The organism is Acidisoma sp. S159, assembly GCF_009766125.1.
GTDB lineage: Bacteria > Pseudomonadota > Alphaproteobacteria > Acetobacterales > Acetobacteraceae > Acidisoma.
Window position 1 is genome coordinate 165,169 of sequence record NZ_LMUG01000045.1, and the last position, 18,712, is coordinate 183,880.

An 18,712-nucleotide genomic window follows, 5' to 3' on the forward strand; every position below is an offset into this window, starting at 1 on the left:
GCAATCACCCGCCAGCAGGCAAGGCCGCGACACCTAAATGCGCCGCCGCCGCCGCAACGCAACGCTCGAAAACATCGAGCGCGTCGAAAGCCAGCGTCACCCCATTTTCCGGCAGCAGCATCGCTAGACCGCCGCTCAACACCGCGCCCGGAACCATCAGGTTGTCGGGCAAGCCGAACCCCTCCACAGCAAGCCCCGCCATTGGGTCCGGCAAAGCCGCCACCTGCGCACGGCTGCGATCGGTGAAACTGACCGCCGTGTTGGAATAGCCGAAGATTGGCTTGCCGCGCCCCATGAACCAGCCGATTTCCACCAGCGTTCCCGCATCCGCCGAGGCACCGCGAAACGGCGTCAGATTGGCGATGATGATGTCGGCGGCTTCCATCATCTCGACATCCTTGCGGAAGATCGCAAGCCCGGCCGCGCTTTCATGCATCTCGGCAAGGGCGGCGATATCCTCGTTCAGCGGCGGCAGGCCACGAATACCGTAGCGCTCGCAGATCACGATTTTCCTACGCGCATGTGACGCGGCATCGGGCAGAAACACATCGGGTCCCGCGAGATAGGCGCTCACCATCGCATTCGGCCTCTCTTAGATTCGTGTCAGCCTACGCTGGAGATAACACCACTAAGTCATGCCTTTGCTCGCGTGACGAAGGCAAGGCGTGGATCGCACGCCTTCGCGTGCCATGACGGTGGTGGCCGCCGAATCGTTCGATACACCGTGCCGATCCCCATCAAAACGGCTTCACGATGACCATGATGACGATGATGACCATGAGCACCGTCGGCACCTCATTCGCCATCCGGTAGAAACGCTGCGGCCGTGTGTTGCGATCGTTGAGGAAATCCTTGCGCCATTTCGACACTGCGCCGTGAAAGCCGAATAGCAACACCACTGACACCAGCTTCACATACCACCAACCCTGCGACCACAAGGCGCTGCCCAGCACCACTACGAGCAGCACGCCGAACAACAGAGTCGCGAGCATCGCCGGATTGATGATCTGCTTAAGCAACCGCCGCTCCATCACCTTGAAGCGCTCGCTTTCCGCCGAGCCCGGCACCGTATCGCAGTGATACACATACAAACGCGGCAGGTAGAACATCCCCGCCATCCAGGCGATCAGGCTGATGACGTGAAACGCCTTGAGCCAGGGATAGAGCGCCCCCAGCATCGTTACGCAGCCACCTTGGCCAGACCGAGCAGCCCTGGAAGCTCCGCCATCGCACGGAAAATCCCCGCACCTTCTGCCGCCAGAATCTCGCCCGAAGCATGCGGACTGAAGCCGAGACAGGTCATCCCCGCCGCCCGCGCCGCCCGTGCGCCCGGCACGGAATCCTCGATCACCACACAATCCCCGGGCGCCGTGTGACCCGCCGCCGCCGCCGCGAGAAACAAATGTGGATCGGGTTTTCCGTTGAGGCCGATGCGCATCATATCCTCGGCGCTATGCTGCCGGTCTCCCACCAGCCGAGACAGGCCAGTCCGCCCAAACTTCACCGCCATCTCGTCATGCGTCGAGTTAGAAGCAACACGCCACGGCATCCCCGCCCGCGTCAGCGCCTCCAGAGCCGCGGCCGCCCCCGGAATCGCCTCGACGCTGGTCCGCAGCGCCTCGATCATGACGGCGCCGAGCGTCTCGCCGAAATCGAGTGGCACCGGCCGGCCCGTCACCGCCTCGGTCTGCTCGATGATGTCGCGCAGCGAACTGCCGAGGAACCGCCGCTCGCATTCCTCTTCGGTGATCGGCCAGCCCAGGCTGCGAAGCTCGGCCGAGACCACGCGGCTTGCCAGCCCCTCGCTGTCGATCAGCACGCCATCGCAATCGAAGATGACGAGCCGGATCGGGTGGCGACGTTCCGCCAGCAATTGCTGCGCCGTCTTCATCGTCAGTGGACCCTTTCGGCAGTGAAGGCATGGCCGGACCGCGCGAAAGGGCAGTCCTTATGCGAGGCGGGGCAGCGCCGGCCACCACCGCTGCTGCATAACCCCGGCCCACGCTCGCGCGCTTCGACCGCAAGCCGAGCAAGCGCCGCGATAAACCCCGGATCGGAATTCTGCACCGGCGCGCGAAAATAGCCGAGAACATGATGCTTCTCGGCAAGTTCCCGGTATTCGATGTCGAGTTCCACCAGCGTCTCCGAATGGTCGGAGACGAAAGCCACGGGAACCACAACCACCGCCCGGCGGTCCCGTCCGGCCTCGATCACCGCATCATCCGTGCTCGGCCCCAGCCATTTCTGCGGCGTCGCGCGGGACTGATAGCACACCAGTCCCTCGATGTCGGGCTCGCGCAGATGGCGCCGCAGCGCCGCGACACAGGCCTCGATCTGGAACTGATAGGGATCGCCGCGCGTGACGATCGTCTCGGGCAGCCCATGTGCAGAGAACAGCACGCGCAGCGGCGTGCCGGGCGGCAGCGCGGCCCGCGCCTCATCGATGGTCTTCTGCACCAGCGCCGCCGCATTCGCCGTGATGGCCGGATCATCGAACCAGCAGCACAGAGTCGTTGTCGGCCGCACCAGGCCGCCCTGAGCCGCCGCCTCGCGCCAAGCGGAGAGCGAACTGCCCGTCGTCGTCGTCGAGAAATGCGGATAGAGCGGCAGCAGCAAAATCTCGTCCGGCGCCCAATCCTTCACCGCGCGCACGGTTTCCAGGCTGAACGGATGCCAGTAGCGCATGGCGATGAAGCAGCGCGTCTCCCAATGCGGCATCAACGCCGCTTCCAGCGCCGTCGCCTGGGCTTGGGTCAGCGGTAGAAGCGGCGAGCCGCCACCCATCAGCCGGTAGTTCTCCTTGGCGGCGGGCACGCGCTTGCTCGCGATGTAGCGCGCCAGGAATGGCCGGATAAAGGGCGGCACCCGCAGGATGGCGGGGTCGGCGAAGAGGTTGAGCAGAAACGGCCGCACCGCCTCCTGATTGTCAGGACCGCCGAGATTGAACAGCACCACCGCGACCTTCGGCCACGCGATCAGCCGCTCTGGCCTCAGGGAGGAAAGCACATCCACGGTGTCAGGCTCCACGAACGAGATCGACCAGCGCCGCCACATGCTCGGGCGGCGTCGGCGGCATCACGCCATGACCGAGGTTGAACACGAAGGGCCGCCCCCGCATGGCACCCAATATCGTATGAGCAGCCTCCGCCAGCGCATCGCCACCGGCGAGCAAGGCAAAGGGATCGAGATTCCCCTGCAACCCCAGACCCGGCGGCACCAGCCGCGCCGCCACACCTGGATCGCTGGCCGTATCCATCCCCATGGTATCGACGCCAGCCCCGGCACCATAAGCGGCGATCATGGTGCCCGCGAGACGCGGGAAACCGATGACCGGCACCTGAGGGTGCCGCGCCTTGATGATGGCCGCGATTTGCGCCGTTGGCTCCACGACATAGCGCCGGAACAGGTCTGGCGGCAGCAGCCCTGACCAACTGTCGAAGATCATCACCGCTTCGGCGCCAGCCTTGATCTGAGCCAAAAGATAGGTGGAACTCGTTTCCGTCAGCCTCTCGATCAACCGGCCGAACATGGCGGGTTCCCGCGCCGCCAAGCCGCGCGCGGTGGCAAAATCCTTCGATCCGCCGCCCTCGATCATATAGCAGGCGACCGTAAACGGCGCCCCGACGAAGCCGATCAGCGCGGTGCCGGGGCTTTCCTCGGCCAGCTTTTCCCGCAAGCGGCCGATCGTTTCCAGCACCGGCTCAACGCGCCGCAGAAACCCGTGCTCGTCCAGCGCCGAGACCTCATGGGCCAGGCGAAGGGGCTCCAGCACCGGCCCATGGCCCTCGGCGAAGCTCAGATCGCGCCCCAAGGCCCAGGGCAGGATGAGGATGTCGCTGAACAGGATTGCGCCATCCATCCCGAAGCGCCTGATGGGCTGCAAGGTTGCCTCCGTCGCCCGTTTCGTGTCGAGGCAGAAGGAAACGAAGTCGGCGGTTTCGGCGCGCAACGCCCGGTATTCCGGCAGGTACCGGCCAGCCTGACGCATCAGCCAGATAGGCGGCGGCCAGACGGCCTCGCCGCCGAGGGCGCGCAGCAATGTCTTCGATCGGGGAGTCATCCACTGCGCCTCTACCTTATTGAAAGAGATCTAGGAATGAGTGTGGAGGTAGATGGGGGTGTGAGTCACAGGGTACCCGCCCGTCTTCGCATTTGTCCCCAGCTTCGTCCCCAGCTGACACGGCAGGAGATGACGCTCCGCACTCACAGAGTCTTGACCGCCCCGGTACGGCGCCCGTCCGCCACAAAGCTGTGCGAGCGTACCCACCGGAACCTCGGTTCTCCCCGCTTGGAGGCCGAATTGAGCCTTGGGGGCTGATTTATCCCCAGCTTTCTCGTTATGGTTACAAGATGTCCACTCATCGGTTGAACCTGCACCTGGTTTCGGATGCCACCGGCGAGACCCTGAATTCGATCGTCCGCGCGACGACGGTCCAGTTCGAGCACCTCACCATCCTGCCGCATCGCTGGAGCCTCATCCGCACCCGCTTCCAGCTCCATCGCGTGATCGACGGTCTTCAGGCGGAGCCCGGTCCGGTGCTCTCCAGCCTGGTCGATAAAGGGCTGCGGTCGGAACTCGACATGGCCTGCCACAAGCTCGGCGTGCCGGTGGTCCATGTGCTGGACCAGGTGATGACCATGCTGCAGGACCATCTCGGCGAGCAGGCGGCCGCCCGGCCCGGCCGGCAATACACGCTGGACGCCGATTATTTCCGCCGTATCGATGCGATTCACTACGTTCTGGCCCATGATGACGGCCAGGCGCAGGCCGGTATCGCTGGGGCCGATGTGGTGCTGGTGGGCGTTTCCCGCTCGTCCAAGACGCCAACCTCCTTTTATCTGGCCAATCGCGGCATCAAGGCGGGAAACATTCCCCTGGTGCCGGGCATCGCGCTGCCCACCGTCCTGGAGTCCCCGAACTGTCCCGTGGTCGGCCTCACCCTCGATGCGCAGGCCTTGATCGATATCCGGCGCCACCGCCTCAAGATGCTCGGCACCGAGAATGTCGGGCCGCAGCATGACGGCCAATACACCGATCAGGAGGCCGTGACGGCCGAGCTGCTCTGGGCCAAGCGCCTCTGCACCAGCCGCGGCTGGCCGCTCATCGACGTGAGCCGCCGCTCGATCGAGGAGACGGCGGCGACAGTGATCCAACTCATCGACGCCTGGCACGACCGGCGGAACAAGGCAGCCGCCGCGAAAAACCAAGCCCCGCCCGCGTCAGCCTGAAACTCGTCATGGTTGGCTCGCCACCCCTCGTTCTCGCAAGCGGCTCAGCCGCTCGCCGGACCATGCTGACAGCCGCTGGCCTTGATCCCGTTCTCGCACCGGCCGCGATCGATGAGGAAAAGCTCAAGCGCCGAACCAAAGCGGGCGGTCTGGACGCGGGTGAGGCGGCATCGCGGCTGGCCGAAGCCAAAGCGCGTGCCGTGGCGGCGTCGCATCCGGGCAGCCTCGTGATAGGGGCCGATCAGATGCTGATCTGCGATGGCGACTGGTTCGACAAGCCAGCCGACATGGCCAGCGCGCGCCGCCAACTGCTATCGCTGCGGGGCCGCACGCATTCGCTGCCAACGGCGGTGGTGTGCCTGCGCGACGATATCTGCCTCTGGCGCCACCTCGAAACCCCCCGTCTCACCATGCGCCGGTTTTCGGACGACGACCTCGACGCGGTTCTGGCCGCCGAAGGCGAAGCCGTTCTCGGCAGCGTCGGCGCGTATCGGATCGAAGGCCCGGCGATCCGGCTGTTCGAGCGCATCGAGGGCGACTGGTTCGCCATCCTCGGCATGCCCCTCCTGCCGCTACTCGGCTATCTGCGCGACAGCGGAACGATTCCGGGCTGACGTTCTATCGGAGACTGTTGAGCCGCGCGGCTAGAGCAGGTTATTTCCGGCTTGAACCGCGACCCAAAGATCCGTCATGGCACGCGAAGGCGTGCCATCCACGCCTTGCCTTCCTCACGCGAGCAAAGGCGTGGATGCTCGGCCTTCGCCGAGCATGACGTGGTGCAGTGAGCAGGGTTCAAACCGGAGACACCACGCCCGCTAACTCCCCGAACCAGCCGGACGCCGCAGCCGAGGCTTGGCGGCGGGCGCCGTTGCGTCCAGCAGCGCATGCATCGCCGCCACCGTCTCCGGCGGCAGCCGGTGGATTGAGCGCGCCAGCCGGTTCGCCAGCGCCGTCTGCTCCGGCGACAGCCCGGCGGTATTGACCGTTACCCGTGGATGCGACAGCCGCGCGAGCCGCGCCAAATCCTCCGCATCATCCCAGATCAGACCGAAGAACTCGCAGACCTGATGGACCAGCCCGGTGCTCGGCCGTCCGCGCCGGCCATGCTCCAGCGCCGAGAGATAAGCCGCCGAAACCTGCAACTCGCCGGCAAGCCGGGCGAGCGTGACGCCGCGCGCGGCCCGCAGGCTACGCAGCCGGGCGCCGAAAGGCGTCACCTCACCCGGCGCAGCAAAAGCCGCACGGAGCCCGTATTAGTCTGCGAGGGATGGGTCGCCGCCAGAATGAGGGCGCGCAGATGCGGCAGGTTGATCCAGTGGGGCAATTCGCGCCGCAATACGCCGCCCTCCCCGGACCCTCGGCCCGTCACGATCTCGACACAGCGCAGGCGGTCATGCCGCGCATTCTGAATGAAGACCGAGAAGGCCAAAAACGCGCTTTGTGCCGTGCGGCCGTGGAGATCGAGTGTGCGCTGAGGCCGCATCCGGCCAGCCCGCAACTTCTCCCAGGACGAGCTATCGAGACCCGCGGCAGCGCCCCCAACGGTGATCGCCTTGACCGCCGGCTTGCGCGCGGCCGCCGGCGGCCGGGCAACCGCCTCTGCCGCCCGCGCAACCGGTGGCGGCTGCGATGGCGCAGCTTGCGCCGGGGCAGCTTTGGGCAATGAGGCGGCAGGGGACCGGCCACGCAAAGGCCGAGTGCCGATCGAGCGGGTAAACGTCGCCCACTCCTCCCGCTCATGCTCAGAGAGTGGGCGATGCCGCACCGGCGCCTCCCGCGGGCCGGGCGCCGAACAATGCCGAGCCGATCCGCACATGGGTCGCGCCACAGCCAATCGCCGTCTCGAAATCGCCCGACATTCCCATCGACAAGGTGCCAAGCCCATGCCGCCGCGCGCATTCCGCGAGCCAGAGGAAATGGGGCGCCGGATCGGCCTCGGCCGGCGGAATGCACATGAGACCCTCCAGCGCCTCGCCAAAACGGAGAAGCATCGCCGAGATGAAGCGGTCAGCCTCGGCGCGGGCGATCCCGCCCTTCTGCGGCTCGTCGCCCACATTCACCTGCACCAGGAGCCGAGGCAGCTTGCCCTCCTGTTGCGCCGCCTGTTCCAGCGCATCGGCGAGGCGTGGCCGGTCCAACGTCTCGATAACCTCCGCCGCCGCCACCGCGGCCCGCGCCTTGTTGGTCTGCAATGGCCCGATGAGCCGCAATTCCAGCCGCGGAAACTCCACTCGCAGCGCCGGGAACTTGGCCGCCGCCTCCTGGACACGGTTTTCGCCGAATACGGAATGGCCCGCTAGCAGAGCCGCCCGAATGCTGGCCTCCGGGTGAAACTTGGAGACGGCGACGAGGCTCACGCTGCCGAGCGCGCGGGCGGCCTTAAGCGTTGCGGCGTCAATGCGCTGCCTGAGATCGGCAAGCGCTGTCTCAATTTCGGCATTGTTGGCGGAGATCTGCATTCACCAAGGGTTGTCGGCCTTGCGAGGCGGGTCAAGGCGGAGCCTCGCGATGTCTTTGCAAAGGATTGCTGTCTTGTAATCTTAACACACGAGCTTACAGAGCTGTGCTAATAATCTTTAACTATAGTTAGATAATAAAAATCACCAACAAAAAAAGCGTAATAGGACGTGGCCGGGGTTCAGCCGGTCGCGGCCAGAGGCGTGCCCAACCTCACGGGCTTGGTCCGCGGGTCTCATAAAGGAAGAGCGAAGTCTATGCGAAACAGTCTGCTGGCCACCGCCGCCCTCCTGGCGCTCGGCCTAGGTGCCGCAGGGGCGGCTCAGGCCCAGGTGTCGAATCCCGTTATGACCATGGCGCCCGGATCCGTCACCGTCCGCCTAGACGGCCGTATCTCCTGGTTTGCCGGCGTAAGCGGCTTCAGCGGCCAAAGCTTCGAGGGCACGAAACTCTCTGGCGCCGGTTTCGGTGGCTATCTCCGCCTCTTCCCGGGCTTCGACGGCGTCGCGGCGAACGGCCTGCAATACGGCGCGCAGAGCGAACTCCGCGTGAATATGGGCGGCACCGCCAACGACGAGACACTCTATGTCTTGCGGGCCTTCGGCTATCTCGGACTAAAGCAGGCGGGTATCGTCCGCTTCGGTCAGCAGGAAGGCGCGCTCTACCTCTACGATAGCGGTCGCTTCGAGGGTAACGATCTCTCGTTCGATGACGGCGGCTGGAACGGTGACATCCAGAACTGGTTCGTCAGCAAGGCGGCAACGCCGGTCTATCCCTTTACCTGGACGAACAACGAACGCGCGACGGACAAGATTGACTACATCTCGCCTGACTTCAGCGGCTTCGGCTTCGGCGCCAGCTTCGAGCCGAACAACGTCGCCGAGAATGACAGCCCCGCGGTGGTCTCCCAGCCGACAGCGGTGGACATCCGCCGCAATACGCTCGAGGTAGGCGGCCGCTACAAGGCGGTGATGGGGCCCTTCGGCCTCTATACCTCCGCCGGCTACCTCACCGCTGGTCATGTCAATGACAGCGATGCGACGGACGGCCAGCCCTACAAAAACATGAATGTCGGAAGCTTTGGCCTTGAGCTGAGCTATGCCGGCTTCACGATCGGCGGCAACACCAAATTCGGCAGCATGAATGGCCAATTCGAGCCGGAGCCCTCGGGCGGCACGAACGCTCTGGGTTGGATGGCCGGCTGGCAATACGCCATCAAACATCTCAGCTTTGGCGCAAGCTACTTCGACTACCAAAGCACCGGTGACTTCACGACGCCCGCGCTGGAAGGCCAGCGTCGTGAAACCGGTGTCGCGGCGGGCGCCACCTATATTCTCGTGCCCGGTGTGAAGCTCTTTGCCTCCTACCTCTATGGCACGCGCCATCAGGGTGACTTCAACTTCCAGACCAGCAAGGTCGGTCCCGACTTCAACAACATGCAGGCTCAGGTCTTCGCGCTCGGCACCTGGATCTACTGGTAACCACCCCGGCCATTGCGGCCGAGAACGACTGAGAAAGAGGCGGCCGGGTAACACCGGCCGCCTCTTTCTTTTTGTGCGAACGCAGGCTCCCGTCTCTGCATGCGGCGCCCAAAGAGGCCGGAAATGCGCGAGCAGCGCATTTTAAAACGGTCTCTGAGGATAACGGCGGCCCGGCTCGGCCAGTGTGGCCTGAGGACAACGATCGCTTCCGGGGCGGCCAGGTCCCACCGGCCACCTGATCTTTTTGCACCTGCACACTGCGCAAAAACTCATGGGCGGCGTTGTGGCGTTTTAGACACAGTGTTTCGTAAATGTCATTCCCGTTCCTCCTAGACCGTTGCGGTCTTTGCCACCGTCGCGCCATTATCCGCCCGCTGCTTCCAAGCCGATCTTCGCCTCTGCTGGCGCAAGCACCGGATGAAGCTTGAGGCGAAGTGTCATGACGGCCGGGGAAACCTCCGGCGAAATAGGAGGAATGAATGCGCAAGCTCCTGCTGGCCACCGTGGCTACGCTGAGTGTTTCAGCTGGCGTTCTCGCCACTCAGGCTGAAGCCCAGAGCACGTCGGCTGCTCCCGGCACCGTAACGGTCCGGTTGAACGGCCGAGTTAACTGGTACGCCGGCATCGAGGGCTCGTCGCTCGACACCCAGGCCGACGGCACCAAGACCAGCACGACCAATTTCCTTGGTTACCTCCGCCTCTATCCGGGCTTCGACGGCGTCGCCGCGAACGGCCTGCATTATGGTGCCGCGGCCGAAATTCGTATCAACGGCGGCTCCAGTGCCGGCGCCGAGACGCTGTTCGTCCATCAGGCCTATGGCTACCTCGGCCTGCCCGAGCTTGGTCAGGTCAGCTTCGGCCAGGAAAACGGCCCGGTCGTCCTCTTCGAAACCGGCACATTTGAAGGCTTCAACGACGGCGCCTGGTGGGGCGATCTTCCCGCCATTATCCCGTCTGCGGCCGAAGTCGTTTATCCCTTCGTCGATAACGGCGGCTTCAGCCAGGAGACGAACAAGATCGTCTACCTGTCGCCGACCATCGCGGGCTTCCAGTTCGGCCTTGGCTTCGAGCCGAACCACACTCCCGAGAACTCGACGGATGCCGTCACCTCTTCGCCGAACATCTCGGTCTCCGGAGGTTCGACCACGGCTCAGCCGCGTAACCTGATCGACGTTGGCGGCCAGTACACCCAGACTTTCGGCCCGGTCGGCCTCCAGATCGGCGCGGACTATATCAACGCCGGCACGACCAACTACACCGGCGCGCCGCAGCCTGGCGTGACGCCCACCAGCTTCCACCAGATGAGCATCTTCTCGGGTGGTGTCACGGCGACGTTCGCCGGCCTGACGATCGGTGGCAACTCCGTCTACGGTGCCTTCAACCAGGTCACGGGTTACAACTTCCAGCTTGAGCCTGCTGGTGGTGTGAACGCCCTCGGGTGGTTGGTCGGCGCGCAGTACACCATTGGCCCGGTCGTTGTCGGCGCCAGCTGGTTCAACTTCAACACGACGGGTGATCTCCCGAATGGTGTTGACGCCGGCAGCGGTGCCACGATCACCGCCGCGGGCCTCACCACCGGCCAGCAGGTCAACAACGGCTTCGCCGCCGGCGGCACCTATACGCTGGTTCCTGGCGTGAACCTCTTCGTCGACTACGACTACGGCTGGCGCAAGCAGGGTGGTTATGACTTTGCCACCTTCGCCGCAGGCACCGAGCATAACTACGTCCAGTCGCAGCTCTTCGGCGTCGGCACCCAGATCCAGTGGTAAGCTGACCCCGCATCCTCTGCGGATTGTCTAAAAAGGGTGGCGGGACCGAGGTCCCGTCACCCTTTGTCTTGTCGGGCGCTTTGGTTCTCGCTTGGCAGGCGAGGCTTCCAAGGCTACAGAGCACCCCCGCGCGTTCGCGCGGACCAAAGTTCCGGGCGCATGCGATGAAGTCGATACGGGCCACATTTCTTGACGTTGCGCGGGTCTCCGCCGCGGCTGGTCTTCTGGGCACGCTGGCGCTTGCCGGCTGCGGAGGAGAATCCAAACCGGTCGATCCCAGTGTGCTCAACGGCGACCAGACCGTCGGGCCTGGTTACAAGAATACCGGCGGCGGATTGTTCGGCACCTCTGGCCTGACTTTCGGCGTCAACAAGAACCCGCACGGCAATAGCAGCGGCAGCGGTGGCGCCGGTATCGGCGTCAACGCCTATCTGTGGCGCGGCGCGCTCGACACGCTTTCCTTCATGCCGCTCTCCTCGGCCGATCCCTTCGGCGGCGTGATCATCACCGACTGGTATCAGCCGCCCGGCGACACCGGCGAACGCTACAAGGCGACCGCCTATATCCTCGGCCAGGATTTGCGTGCGGATGGCGTGCGCGTCGCTGTCTTCAAGCAGGTGAACACGAACGGGCAGTGGATCGATTCCACCATCGCGCCCGGCACCAACGAGCAGATCGAGGACAAGGTTCTCGCCCGCGCCCGGCAACTCCGCATCCAAAACGCCGCCAACTGACACGGCCGCCGGGCAAATTGCCGCGGCGCGCCGGACCATATTGCCGCCATAGGGTAAGTTGGCGGATACACGGCGCATGAACGACCGACCCGAAACGGCCGCCGCCGAAGTGCCGCTGCCCCCCCGCTACGACTTCCGCGCCGCCGATGCCGTCTGGCAGAAGGCCTGGGAGGACCGCGCCTGCTTCGCCGTCGCCGACCGGCCGCAGGATTCCCGCCCGAAATACTATGTGCTCGAGATGTTCCCGTACCCCTCGGGCAAGATCCATATGGGGCATGTCCGCAACTACACGCTGGGTGATGTCGTCGCCCGCTACCGCCGGGCGCGCGGCTTCAATGTGATGCATCCGATGGGCTGGGACGCGTTCGGCCTGCCCGCCGAGAATGCGGCGCGCGAGCGCGGTATCCATCCCGCGCAATGGACCTGGGACAATATCGCGGCCATGCGCGCCGAGCTGAAGCGCATGGGCCTCTCGCTCGACTGGGCGCGCGAATTCGCCACCTGCGAGCCGCGCTACTATGGCCAGCAGCAGCGCCTCTTCCTCGATTTCCTCGCCAATGGGCTGGTCGAGCGTAAGGAGAGTTGGGTCAACTGGGATCCCAAGGACGGCACCGTCCTCGCCAATGAGCAGGTGATCGACGGGCGCGGCTGGCGTTCCGGCGCGCTGATCGAGAAGAAGAAGCTCTCGCAGTGGTTCTTCCGCATCACCCGCTTCGCGCCCGACCTGCTGTCGTCGCTCGACGAGATGGACCGCTGGCCGGAGCGTGTGCGCCTTATGCAGGCCAATTGGATCGGCCGGAGCGAGGGCGCCCGCGTGCGCTTCCCGCTCACCGAGCCCGCCCAGGGCGTCTCCGAGATTGAGGTCTATACCACCCGCCCCGACACGCTCTTCGGCATGTCCTTCATGGCCCTGGCGCCTGAGCACCCCATATCGCTTGCCCTGGCCGAACAAAATCCTGACGCCGCCACCTTCATCGCGGAGTGCCGCCGCCTCGGCACCACAGCCGCCGCCATCGAGACGACCGAGAAGCGCGGCTTCCCCACCGGCCTGACCGTGCGCCATCCTTTCGACCCCGATCGGCGCGTCCCGGTCTGGATCGCCAATTTCGTGCTCATGGATTACGGCACCGGCGCCATCTTCGGCTGCCCCGCGCATGACCAGCGCGACTGGGATTTCGCCACCGCCTACGAGCTGCCGATCCTACCCGTGGTGCGGCCGCCCGATGGCCCCCAGACCGGCGGCGAGGCTTATACCGGCCCCGGCCGCCTGATGAACTCGGGCTTCCTCGACGGGCTGGATGTCGAATCCGGCAAGCGCGCCGCAATCGACCGCCTTGTGGAAATGGGCTGGGGCGAGAGCGAGACCAATTGGCGCCTGCGCGACTGGGGTATCAGCCGCCAGCGCTACTGGGGCTGTCCCATCCCCATCATCCACTGCGCCGCCTGTGGCGCCGTGCCGGTCCCCGCCGATCAGCTTCCCGTCGTTCTCCCGCAGGACGTGACCTTCGACCGTCCGGGCAACCCGCTCGACCATCACCCGACCTGGAAACACGTCGCTTGCCCCACCTGCGGCAAGCCGGCGACACGCGAGACCGACACCTGCGACACCTTCGTCGACAGTTCCTGGTATTTCGCCCGCTTCTGCAGCCCCGAAGCGCCCGAGCCCACCGATCGCGCCGCCACCGACTATTGGCTGCCCGTCGATCAGTATATCGGCGGCATCGAGCATGCGATCCTGCACCTGCTCTACGCTCGCTTCTTCACCCGCGCGATGCGCGAGACCGGCCGCCTTGCCGTTACCGAACCCTTCGCCGGCCTCTTCACCCAGGGCATGGTGACGCATGAGAGCTACCGCGCCCCCGATGGCCGTTGGCTCTACCCCGACGAGATCACGCGCGGCCCCGATGGCGGGATGGTGCTGACCGACACGCGCGAGCCGGTGACCGTCGGCCGGGTCGAGGCGATGTCGAAATCCAAGCGCAACACGGTCGATCCCGGCGCCATCATCGACCGCTACGGCGCCGACACCGCGCGCTGGTTCATCCTCTCCGATAATCCGCCTGAGCGGGACATGGAGTGGACCGAAGCCGGCGTCGCCGGCGCCTATCGCTTCACCCAACGCCTCTACCGCCTCGCCGAAGGCATCGGCGCGCTCTCGCCGGTCTTCCCGGATGAGCCGCCCACCGATGCCACACGCACGCTGCGCCGGGCCACCCACCAGGCCATCGCGAGCGTCACGGCGGCGCTGGACTCCTTCAGCTTCAACGTCGCGGTGGCGCGTCTCTACGAACTGGCGGCCGCGCTGGCGGACGCCGAGAAGTCGGCCGCCGCCAATCCCGCCGATGCCAGCCTCGCGGCAGCTCGCGCCGAGGCGCTGGATGCCGCCATCCGCCTCTCCGCGCCGATGATGCCGCATCTCGCGGAAGCCATGAACGCGCTGCTGCGGCCGGATGGCGAAACCCTCGTCGCCCAGATGCCCTGGCCCGAGGCCGATGCCGCGCTCGCGGCGGTGGCCGAGGTCACGATCGGTGTGCAGGTGATGGGCAAGCTGCGCGGCACCGTCACGATGGCGCCTGGCAGCCCCGCTGACCAGGTGCTGGCGGCAGCAGAGCGCGAGCCCAATGTCGCCCGGCTGCTCGAGGGGAAGCGTGTCGTCAAGCGCATCCATGTGCCGGACCGCATCGTCAATTTCGTCGTCGCAGGGTGAGACGGATGGCACAGCCGCGAAAAATGGTCGGATTGGCGGGGCGCCGGGGCTTCCTGCGGCTCGGCGGCCTGGCGGCCACCACCGCGAGCCTCGCGGGCTGCGGTATCCATCCCCTCTACGCGCCGAACGCCTTCGGTGGCGACGGTGCGAATGCCGCGGTGCAGCAGCATCTGCGCGAGGTGCAGGTCGGCTTTATCCCGGACCGGGACGGCCAGCTTCTCCGCTACGCCCTGCAGGACCGGCTTGAGGCCGGCCAGACGGCGGAGATTACGCGCTATGACCTCGTGATCCGCTACAACATCAGCAGCATTGGTCTCGGCCTGCTTAACGACAACACGACGACCTATGCCCGCATCATCGCCGTCGCCGCCTGGAGCCTGAACGCCCAGGATACCGACCACACGCTGCTGACGAAATCCGTGTCCCAGGCGGTCGATGGCCTCAACAGCTTCGACAACCAGCCCTTCGCGCAGGATCTCGAAGTCGAGACCGTCCACAAGCGCCTCGCCAATGCGCTGGCCGACCAGATCACCCTCCGCCTCGCGCATTACTTCACCGCGACCGGCCGCGCGCAGGAGCAGGGCAAGCCGGCGTGACGGCGGACGGCTCGGCCGCCCACCGATGAAACTCGACGCCCGCGACTTCGCCGGGTTGCTTCGTGACTCCTCCGGCCTCCGCGCCCTGCTGCTCTACGGCCCCGATTCCGGCCTCGTGCGCGAACGGGCGGAGGGGTTGGCGAAATCGGTGCTGGGCAGTCTCGACGATCCTTTCCGCTTCGCCGAACTCATGCGGCCGGACGGTTCCACGCTCGAAGGCGAAGCCGCGGCGCTTTCCTTCACAGGTGGCCGCCGCGTGGTGCGCGTGCGGGAGACCGGGGACAACCTGGCGCCGGCGCTCGCCCGTGCCTGCGCGGCGAAGGACGGCTCGCTCCTCATCCTCGAAGCGGGCGAGTTGCCGCCCCGCTCCAAGCTGCGCGCCTGGGCGGAGAAGGAGCGCAACGTCGCCGCGCTCGCCTGCTACGTGGAAGAGGGCACGGCGCTCAAGACGACGCTACGCAAGCTCTTCGACGCCCAGAATGTTCCGGTGGCCCCCGACGCACTCGATTGGCTCACCGATCACGCCGGGGCCGACCGGGGGTCCGTGCGGGGCGAGGTCGAAAAACTCACGCTCTATGCCGGCGAAGCCGGAACGGTCGATCTCGCGGCGGTCCAGGCCATCGTCGGCGACCAGGCCGAGCTGTCAGCGGAAGACGCGCTTTTCGCCGCGACCCGGGGCGCGGTCGCCGAGGCTGATCGCGCGGCGGCCACGGCACTCGCCGAGGGTGGTTCGGCGGTCGGGCTGGTGCGCGCGGCCCATGGGCACATGGATCGCCTGGCCCGCGTCGCCGCCGCCCGGGAGTCCGGCCGAACCGCCGCCGAGGCGGTCAAGATGCTGCGGCCGCCGCTCTTCTTCCGCCGCGAAAGGGCAATGCTGGAGGCGGCGGAGCTGTGGCGCTTGCCCGCGATCGCGGCGATCCAGCAGGCCCTCCGCGAAGCCGAACTCCAATGCAAACGCACGGGCCTACCTGCGGAGGCAGTCGCCCACGCCGCCATCCTCGCCATCGCCCGCCGCGCGGCAAGGATGCGCGCCCGTTGAGAGTTTGGGGCGGCATGTCTCTGGTTTGAACCGTTCTCAACGTCCTCACGTCATGCTCGGCGAAGGCGGGGCATCCACGGCTTCTCGCATGACGAAGGTAAGGCGTGGATGGCACGCGGGGGGCCGCCCCGCCTTCGCGTGCCATGACGAACCTTCGGGTCGCAGTTCAATCATAGATCATCAAACGGCCTACCGCGCCCGCTTGCCTGCCGGCGCGCCGGAAATCCAGCGGATCGACCAGCCCGTCAGATAGATCAGCGGCGAGGCCAGGATGAACGGCAGCACGATCGGCAGCCCGGCGACGAGCCCCACGCCATTGTCATTGCCGAACTCGGTCAAAAGCACCGCGATAATCCCCGAGGCGACGAAGAAAAAGGCGGCCAGGGTAAAGAGGCGATAGAGCAAAGTGCCCATTACGGTATCTCGCTAATCGGCGTTTGGAATGGCCAGAACGCTAAAGCACCATCGCAAAAATTGGAACGACTAACCCGCCATGACGAGAAGGCGCAGTCCGAGCTGCCACCTAACCCGCGTCGAAATCCGCCACCCCGCGCCGCTCACCGAGCAGAAACGCATCCGCCACCAATTGCAGCGGCCGGAGATCATAATCGGAGGCCCCCGCCGCCAGCAGCGCCGCGAACCGCTCGTAAATCGCCGGATATTCCCGCGACGGCGCCTCGATTGTCGGAACCCCATCCACCGCCAGACACCGCCCACCCTCGGTAAGCGTGAGATGCACCCCGCTCTCGGTCTCTGCCTCGATGGTCCAGCTCTGCTCGCCCTCCTTTCGCCAGTCGAAGACCGCGGTGAGGCGGCTGCCGGGCAAAGCGTCGGGCGTGTCGAAGGTCAGCTCTGCGCCGATCGGCGTCTGATGGTTGCCAGCAATCTCCAACCGCGACGCCGAAACATGCAGCGGCGAGGGCGTGATCGCGGTCGCAATCGACAAAGCATTGATGCCCGGATCGAAAACCCCGAATCCGCCCGGCTGCCAGATCCAGGCCTGTCCGGGGTGCCAGCGCCGCACATCCTCGCGCCAATCGATATGCAGCCGCCGCAGCCGCCGACCCTTGAGGAGCCGCCGCGCCTCCTCCACCGCCGGGTTGAACCGCGAGTGCCACGTCGCGAACACCACCTGCCCGGTCTCCGCCGCCACAGCCGCCAGAACATCGGCCTCGGCGAGCGTGGCCGAGGGCGGCTTCTCCAGCAGCACATGCTTGCCCGCCCGCAGTGCCGTTATGGCAAGCGCCAGCCGCCCGGTCGGCGGCGTGCACAAGGCGACCGCCTCGACCTCAGGCAGCGCGGCGAGGAGTGTGCCGAGATCAGGGAAACTCGGCAGCCCATTCACCGTCGCCCCTCGGCCGCTGACGATGGCGACCAACTCGAAATCCGAATTGCCCGTGATGGCCGGGACATGCTGGTCGAGCGCGATTTTGCCGAGGCCGGTGATGGCGATGCGGGTAGCTGTCATCGTCTGTCTCCAAGGAAAGGGGCGAGGCCGAGGTCATGCAAAGCCCCGGACATCGCGGCCACGGCCATCCGCATATCCGCCGGGGTGATCGCGCCGATGGCGCCGACCCGAAAGCTCGGCGCCTCGGTATTCCGGAAATTGCTGATCAGCACGCCGCGCGCCTTCAGCGCATCGACGAAACGCTGCAGATCCCACTCGGGCGTATCAGGCGCCCGCACATTCAGCACGATCGGCCCCTGCAGCGCCGGTGGGAGGAAGAAGCCCATGCCGATTTCCTCCAGCCCACCGCGCAGCGCGGTCATATTGGCGCGGTATCGCGCGAGCCGCGCAGGTGGGCCGCCCTCAGCTTCCAATCGATCCAGCGCCACCGCCAACGCCGCCATCGACTGCGCCGAGGGCGTGAAGCGGCTCGAACCAAAGCCGTTGACGCGCCCGTTGTCGTAAAGGTCGCCAAGGTCGAAGGACCAGCTACCCGCCTTGCCGCGCGCCTCCTCCAGCCGCGCGGTGGGCGAAACTGAGACCGAGAAACCCGGCAGCGCCTCCAGGCATTTGTTCGGCGTGAACACCAGCGCATCGATCTCCGGATGATCCGCGACCCTGATCGGCAGCGCGCCGAAGGCGGAAACCGCGTCGAGAATCATCCGGCGCCCAGCCGCGCGAACCACCGCGCCGATCGCCTCCGGATCATGCAGAATGCCGGTGCTGGTCTCGCTATAGATGAGCCCGACATGGCTGAGGCCCGGATCGGCGGCCAGGGCTTCGGCCACGGCCTCCGGCACGATGGGCCGGTCGAGCGGCGCGGGGAGGGTGACGACGCGCCGCCCGATCTCCCGCGCGAGGCGGATCATCCGGTCGGCATATTGGCCGGTCTCGGGGATGAGGATGCCGCCCTCCGGCCGCACGAAGCTGCGTATCGCCGCCTCGATGATGAAATGGCCTGAGCCGGGCAGGGGTAGAGCCACATGCGTTCCGGCGTCACCGCCCGCCAGGTCGCGCAAACGCTCCAGCAAATGCGCAATGCGTGCGCGTTCCTCACTGTCCCAAGGCGCGATATCAGCATTGGCTGCCGCTCTCACGCTGGGATGGGTCATGACTGGGCCAGGTATCAGCAGCAGCATAAGCGTATCGTTCTCCCCTGCCGGGCATGATAGCCGGAGGTGCGAAATAGGGCAGGGTTTCCGGGCATCGATCAGGCGAGTCCGGGCATCGCAGTTCCGTGCGATTGCTGGTAG

19 protein-coding genes are annotated in these 18,712 nt (G+C 66.0%); 8 read left to right on the forward strand and 11 right to left on the reverse strand.

Annotation, left to right across the window (positions count from 1 at the left end):
* Nucleotides 1-4 precede the first annotated feature (4 nt).
* From GSQ92_RS13945 to hemE, 5 genes are all read right to left on the reverse strand, one after another.
* The gene (locus GSQ92_RS13945) at nucleotides 5-577 is read right to left on the reverse strand and encodes a nucleoside 2-deoxyribosyltransferase (protein ID WP_158803771.1); all 573 of its coding nucleotides are present in this window, start codon (nucleotides 575-577) and stop codon (nucleotides 5-7) included.
* A 160-nt stretch (nucleotides 578-737) separates the two neighbouring features.
* Nucleotides 738-1,178 carry a protoporphyrinogen oxidase HemJ gene (hemJ, locus tag GSQ92_RS13950; RefSeq protein WP_158803772.1) on the reverse strand — a complete coding sequence of 147 codons (441 nt, stop codon included), beginning with the start codon at nucleotides 1,176-1,178 and terminating at the stop codon, nucleotides 738-740.
* Between the two features lie 2 nt (nucleotides 1,179-1,180).
* Nucleotides 1,181-1,891: an HAD family phosphatase gene (locus GSQ92_RS13955; RefSeq protein ID WP_158803773.1), complete on the reverse strand. Its 711-nt coding sequence runs from the start codon at nucleotides 1,889-1,891 to the stop codon at nucleotides 1,181-1,183.
* A gap of 2 nt (nucleotides 1,892-1,893) precedes the next feature.
* Complete coding sequence (gene hemH / locus GSQ92_RS13960; protein ID WP_371418558.1) at nucleotides 1,894-2,994, reverse strand: ferrochelatase; 1,101 nt, start codon at nucleotides 2,992-2,994, stop codon at nucleotides 1,894-1,896.
* A gap of 22 nt (nucleotides 2,995-3,016) precedes the next feature.
* Nucleotides 3,017-4,060, reverse strand: coding sequence for a uroporphyrinogen decarboxylase (gene hemE / locus GSQ92_RS13965; RefSeq protein WP_158803775.1), 1,044 nt, complete (start codon nucleotides 4,058-4,060; stop codon nucleotides 3,017-3,019).
* 290 nt (nucleotides 4,061-4,350) lie between these two features.
* On the opposite strand from hemE, the gene GSQ92_RS13970 reads away from it, so the two are divergent.
* Together GSQ92_RS13970 and GSQ92_RS13975 are read left to right on the forward strand one after the other, a co-directional pair.
* Entirely contained in the window at nucleotides 4,351-5,229 is an 879-nt protein-coding gene (locus tag GSQ92_RS13970; RefSeq protein ID WP_158803776.1) for a pyruvate, water dikinase regulatory protein, read from the forward strand.
* Between the two features lie 8 nt (nucleotides 5,230-5,237).
* Nucleotides 5,238-5,843: a nucleoside triphosphate pyrophosphatase gene (locus tag GSQ92_RS13975; RefSeq protein ID WP_159013618.1), complete on the forward strand. Its 606-nt coding sequence runs from the start codon at nucleotides 5,238-5,240 to the stop codon at nucleotides 5,841-5,843.
* 201 nt (nucleotides 5,844-6,044) lie between these two features.
* Here the strand turns inward: GSQ92_RS13975 and GSQ92_RS13980 are convergent, their stop codons facing one another.
* Genes GSQ92_RS13980 through GSQ92_RS13990 form a run of 3 tightly spaced genes read right to left on the reverse strand, consistent with a single transcriptional unit; the run spans nucleotide 6,045 to nucleotide 7,688 of the window.
* Nucleotides 6,045-6,446, reverse strand: coding sequence for a helix-turn-helix domain-containing protein (locus tag GSQ92_RS13980; RefSeq protein WP_158803778.1), 402 nt, complete (start codon nucleotides 6,444-6,446; stop codon nucleotides 6,045-6,047).
* Complete coding sequence (locus GSQ92_RS13985) at nucleotides 6,443-6,994, reverse strand: Smr/MutS family protein (RefSeq protein WP_254065720.1); 552 nt, start codon at nucleotides 6,992-6,994, stop codon at nucleotides 6,443-6,445. The genes GSQ92_RS13980 and GSQ92_RS13985 overlap by 4 nt, the downstream gene beginning before the upstream one ends.
* Nucleotides 6,972-7,688, reverse strand: a complete 717-nt coding sequence (locus GSQ92_RS13990) for a YggS family pyridoxal phosphate-dependent enzyme (RefSeq protein WP_158803780.1) — start codon at nucleotides 7,686-7,688, stop codon at nucleotides 6,972-6,974. Before GSQ92_RS13990 ends, GSQ92_RS13985 begins: the two co-directional genes overlap by 23 nt.
* A gap of 255 nt (nucleotides 7,689-7,943) precedes the next feature.
* Here GSQ92_RS13990 and GSQ92_RS13995 point away from each other — a divergent pair, with 255 nt between their 5' ends.
* The 6 genes from GSQ92_RS13995 (at nucleotide 7,944) to holA (ending at nucleotide 16,012) form a co-directional block, all read left to right on the forward strand.
* A complete protein-coding gene (locus GSQ92_RS13995) occupies nucleotides 7,944-9,167 on the forward strand; it encodes a porin (RefSeq protein ID WP_158803781.1) in 1,224 nt (407 codons plus the stop codon).
* Between the two features lie 479 nt (nucleotides 9,168-9,646).
* The gene (locus GSQ92_RS14000) at nucleotides 9,647-10,936 is read left to right on the forward strand and encodes a porin (RefSeq protein ID WP_158803782.1); all 1,290 of its coding nucleotides are present in this window, start codon (nucleotides 9,647-9,649) and stop codon (nucleotides 10,934-10,936) included.
* Between the two features lie 164 nt (nucleotides 10,937-11,100).
* Nucleotides 11,101-11,670 carry a DUF3576 domain-containing protein gene (locus GSQ92_RS14005; protein ID WP_158803783.1) on the forward strand — a complete coding sequence of 190 codons (570 nt, stop codon included), beginning with the start codon at nucleotides 11,101-11,103 and terminating at the stop codon, nucleotides 11,668-11,670.
* Nucleotides 11,671-11,746: 76 nt separating this feature from the next.
* Nucleotides 11,747-14,377, forward strand: coding sequence for a leucine--tRNA ligase (gene leuS, locus GSQ92_RS14010; protein WP_159013619.1), 2,631 nt, complete (start codon nucleotides 11,747-11,749; stop codon nucleotides 14,375-14,377).
* A 5-nt stretch (nucleotides 14,378-14,382) separates the two neighbouring features.
* Nucleotides 14,383-14,973 (forward strand): LPS assembly lipoprotein LptE, encoded by a 591-nt coding sequence (gene lptE, locus GSQ92_RS14015; RefSeq protein WP_158803786.1) that lies wholly within the window; start codon nucleotides 14,383-14,385, stop codon nucleotides 14,971-14,973.
* Nucleotides 14,974-14,998: 25 nt separating this feature from the next.
* On the forward strand, nucleotides 14,999-16,012 hold the full coding sequence (gene holA / locus GSQ92_RS14020; RefSeq protein WP_158803787.1) for a DNA polymerase III subunit delta: 1,014 nt from the start codon (nucleotides 14,999-15,001) through the stop codon (nucleotides 16,010-16,012).
* 189 nt (nucleotides 16,013-16,201) lie between these two features.
* On the opposite strand, the gene GSQ92_RS14025 is transcribed toward holA, so the two are convergent.
* The 3 genes from GSQ92_RS14025 to GSQ92_RS14035 form a co-directional block, all read right to left on the reverse strand.
* On the reverse strand, nucleotides 16,202-16,426 hold the full coding sequence (locus GSQ92_RS14025) for a hypothetical protein (RefSeq protein ID WP_158803788.1): 225 nt from the start codon (nucleotides 16,424-16,426) through the stop codon (nucleotides 16,202-16,204).
* A 109-nt stretch (nucleotides 16,427-16,535) separates the two neighbouring features.
* Nucleotides 16,536-17,480 carry a Gfo/Idh/MocA family protein gene (locus GSQ92_RS14030; protein ID WP_159013620.1) on the reverse strand — a complete coding sequence of 315 codons (945 nt, stop codon included), beginning with the start codon at nucleotides 17,478-17,480 and terminating at the stop codon, nucleotides 16,536-16,538.
* On the reverse strand, nucleotides 17,477-18,598 hold the full coding sequence (locus tag GSQ92_RS14035) for an aminotransferase class V-fold PLP-dependent enzyme (protein WP_158803790.1): 1,122 nt from the start codon (nucleotides 18,596-18,598) through the stop codon (nucleotides 17,477-17,479). The genes GSQ92_RS14030 and GSQ92_RS14035 overlap by 4 nt, the downstream gene beginning before the upstream one ends.
* Nucleotides 18,599-18,712 lie beyond the last annotated feature (114 nt).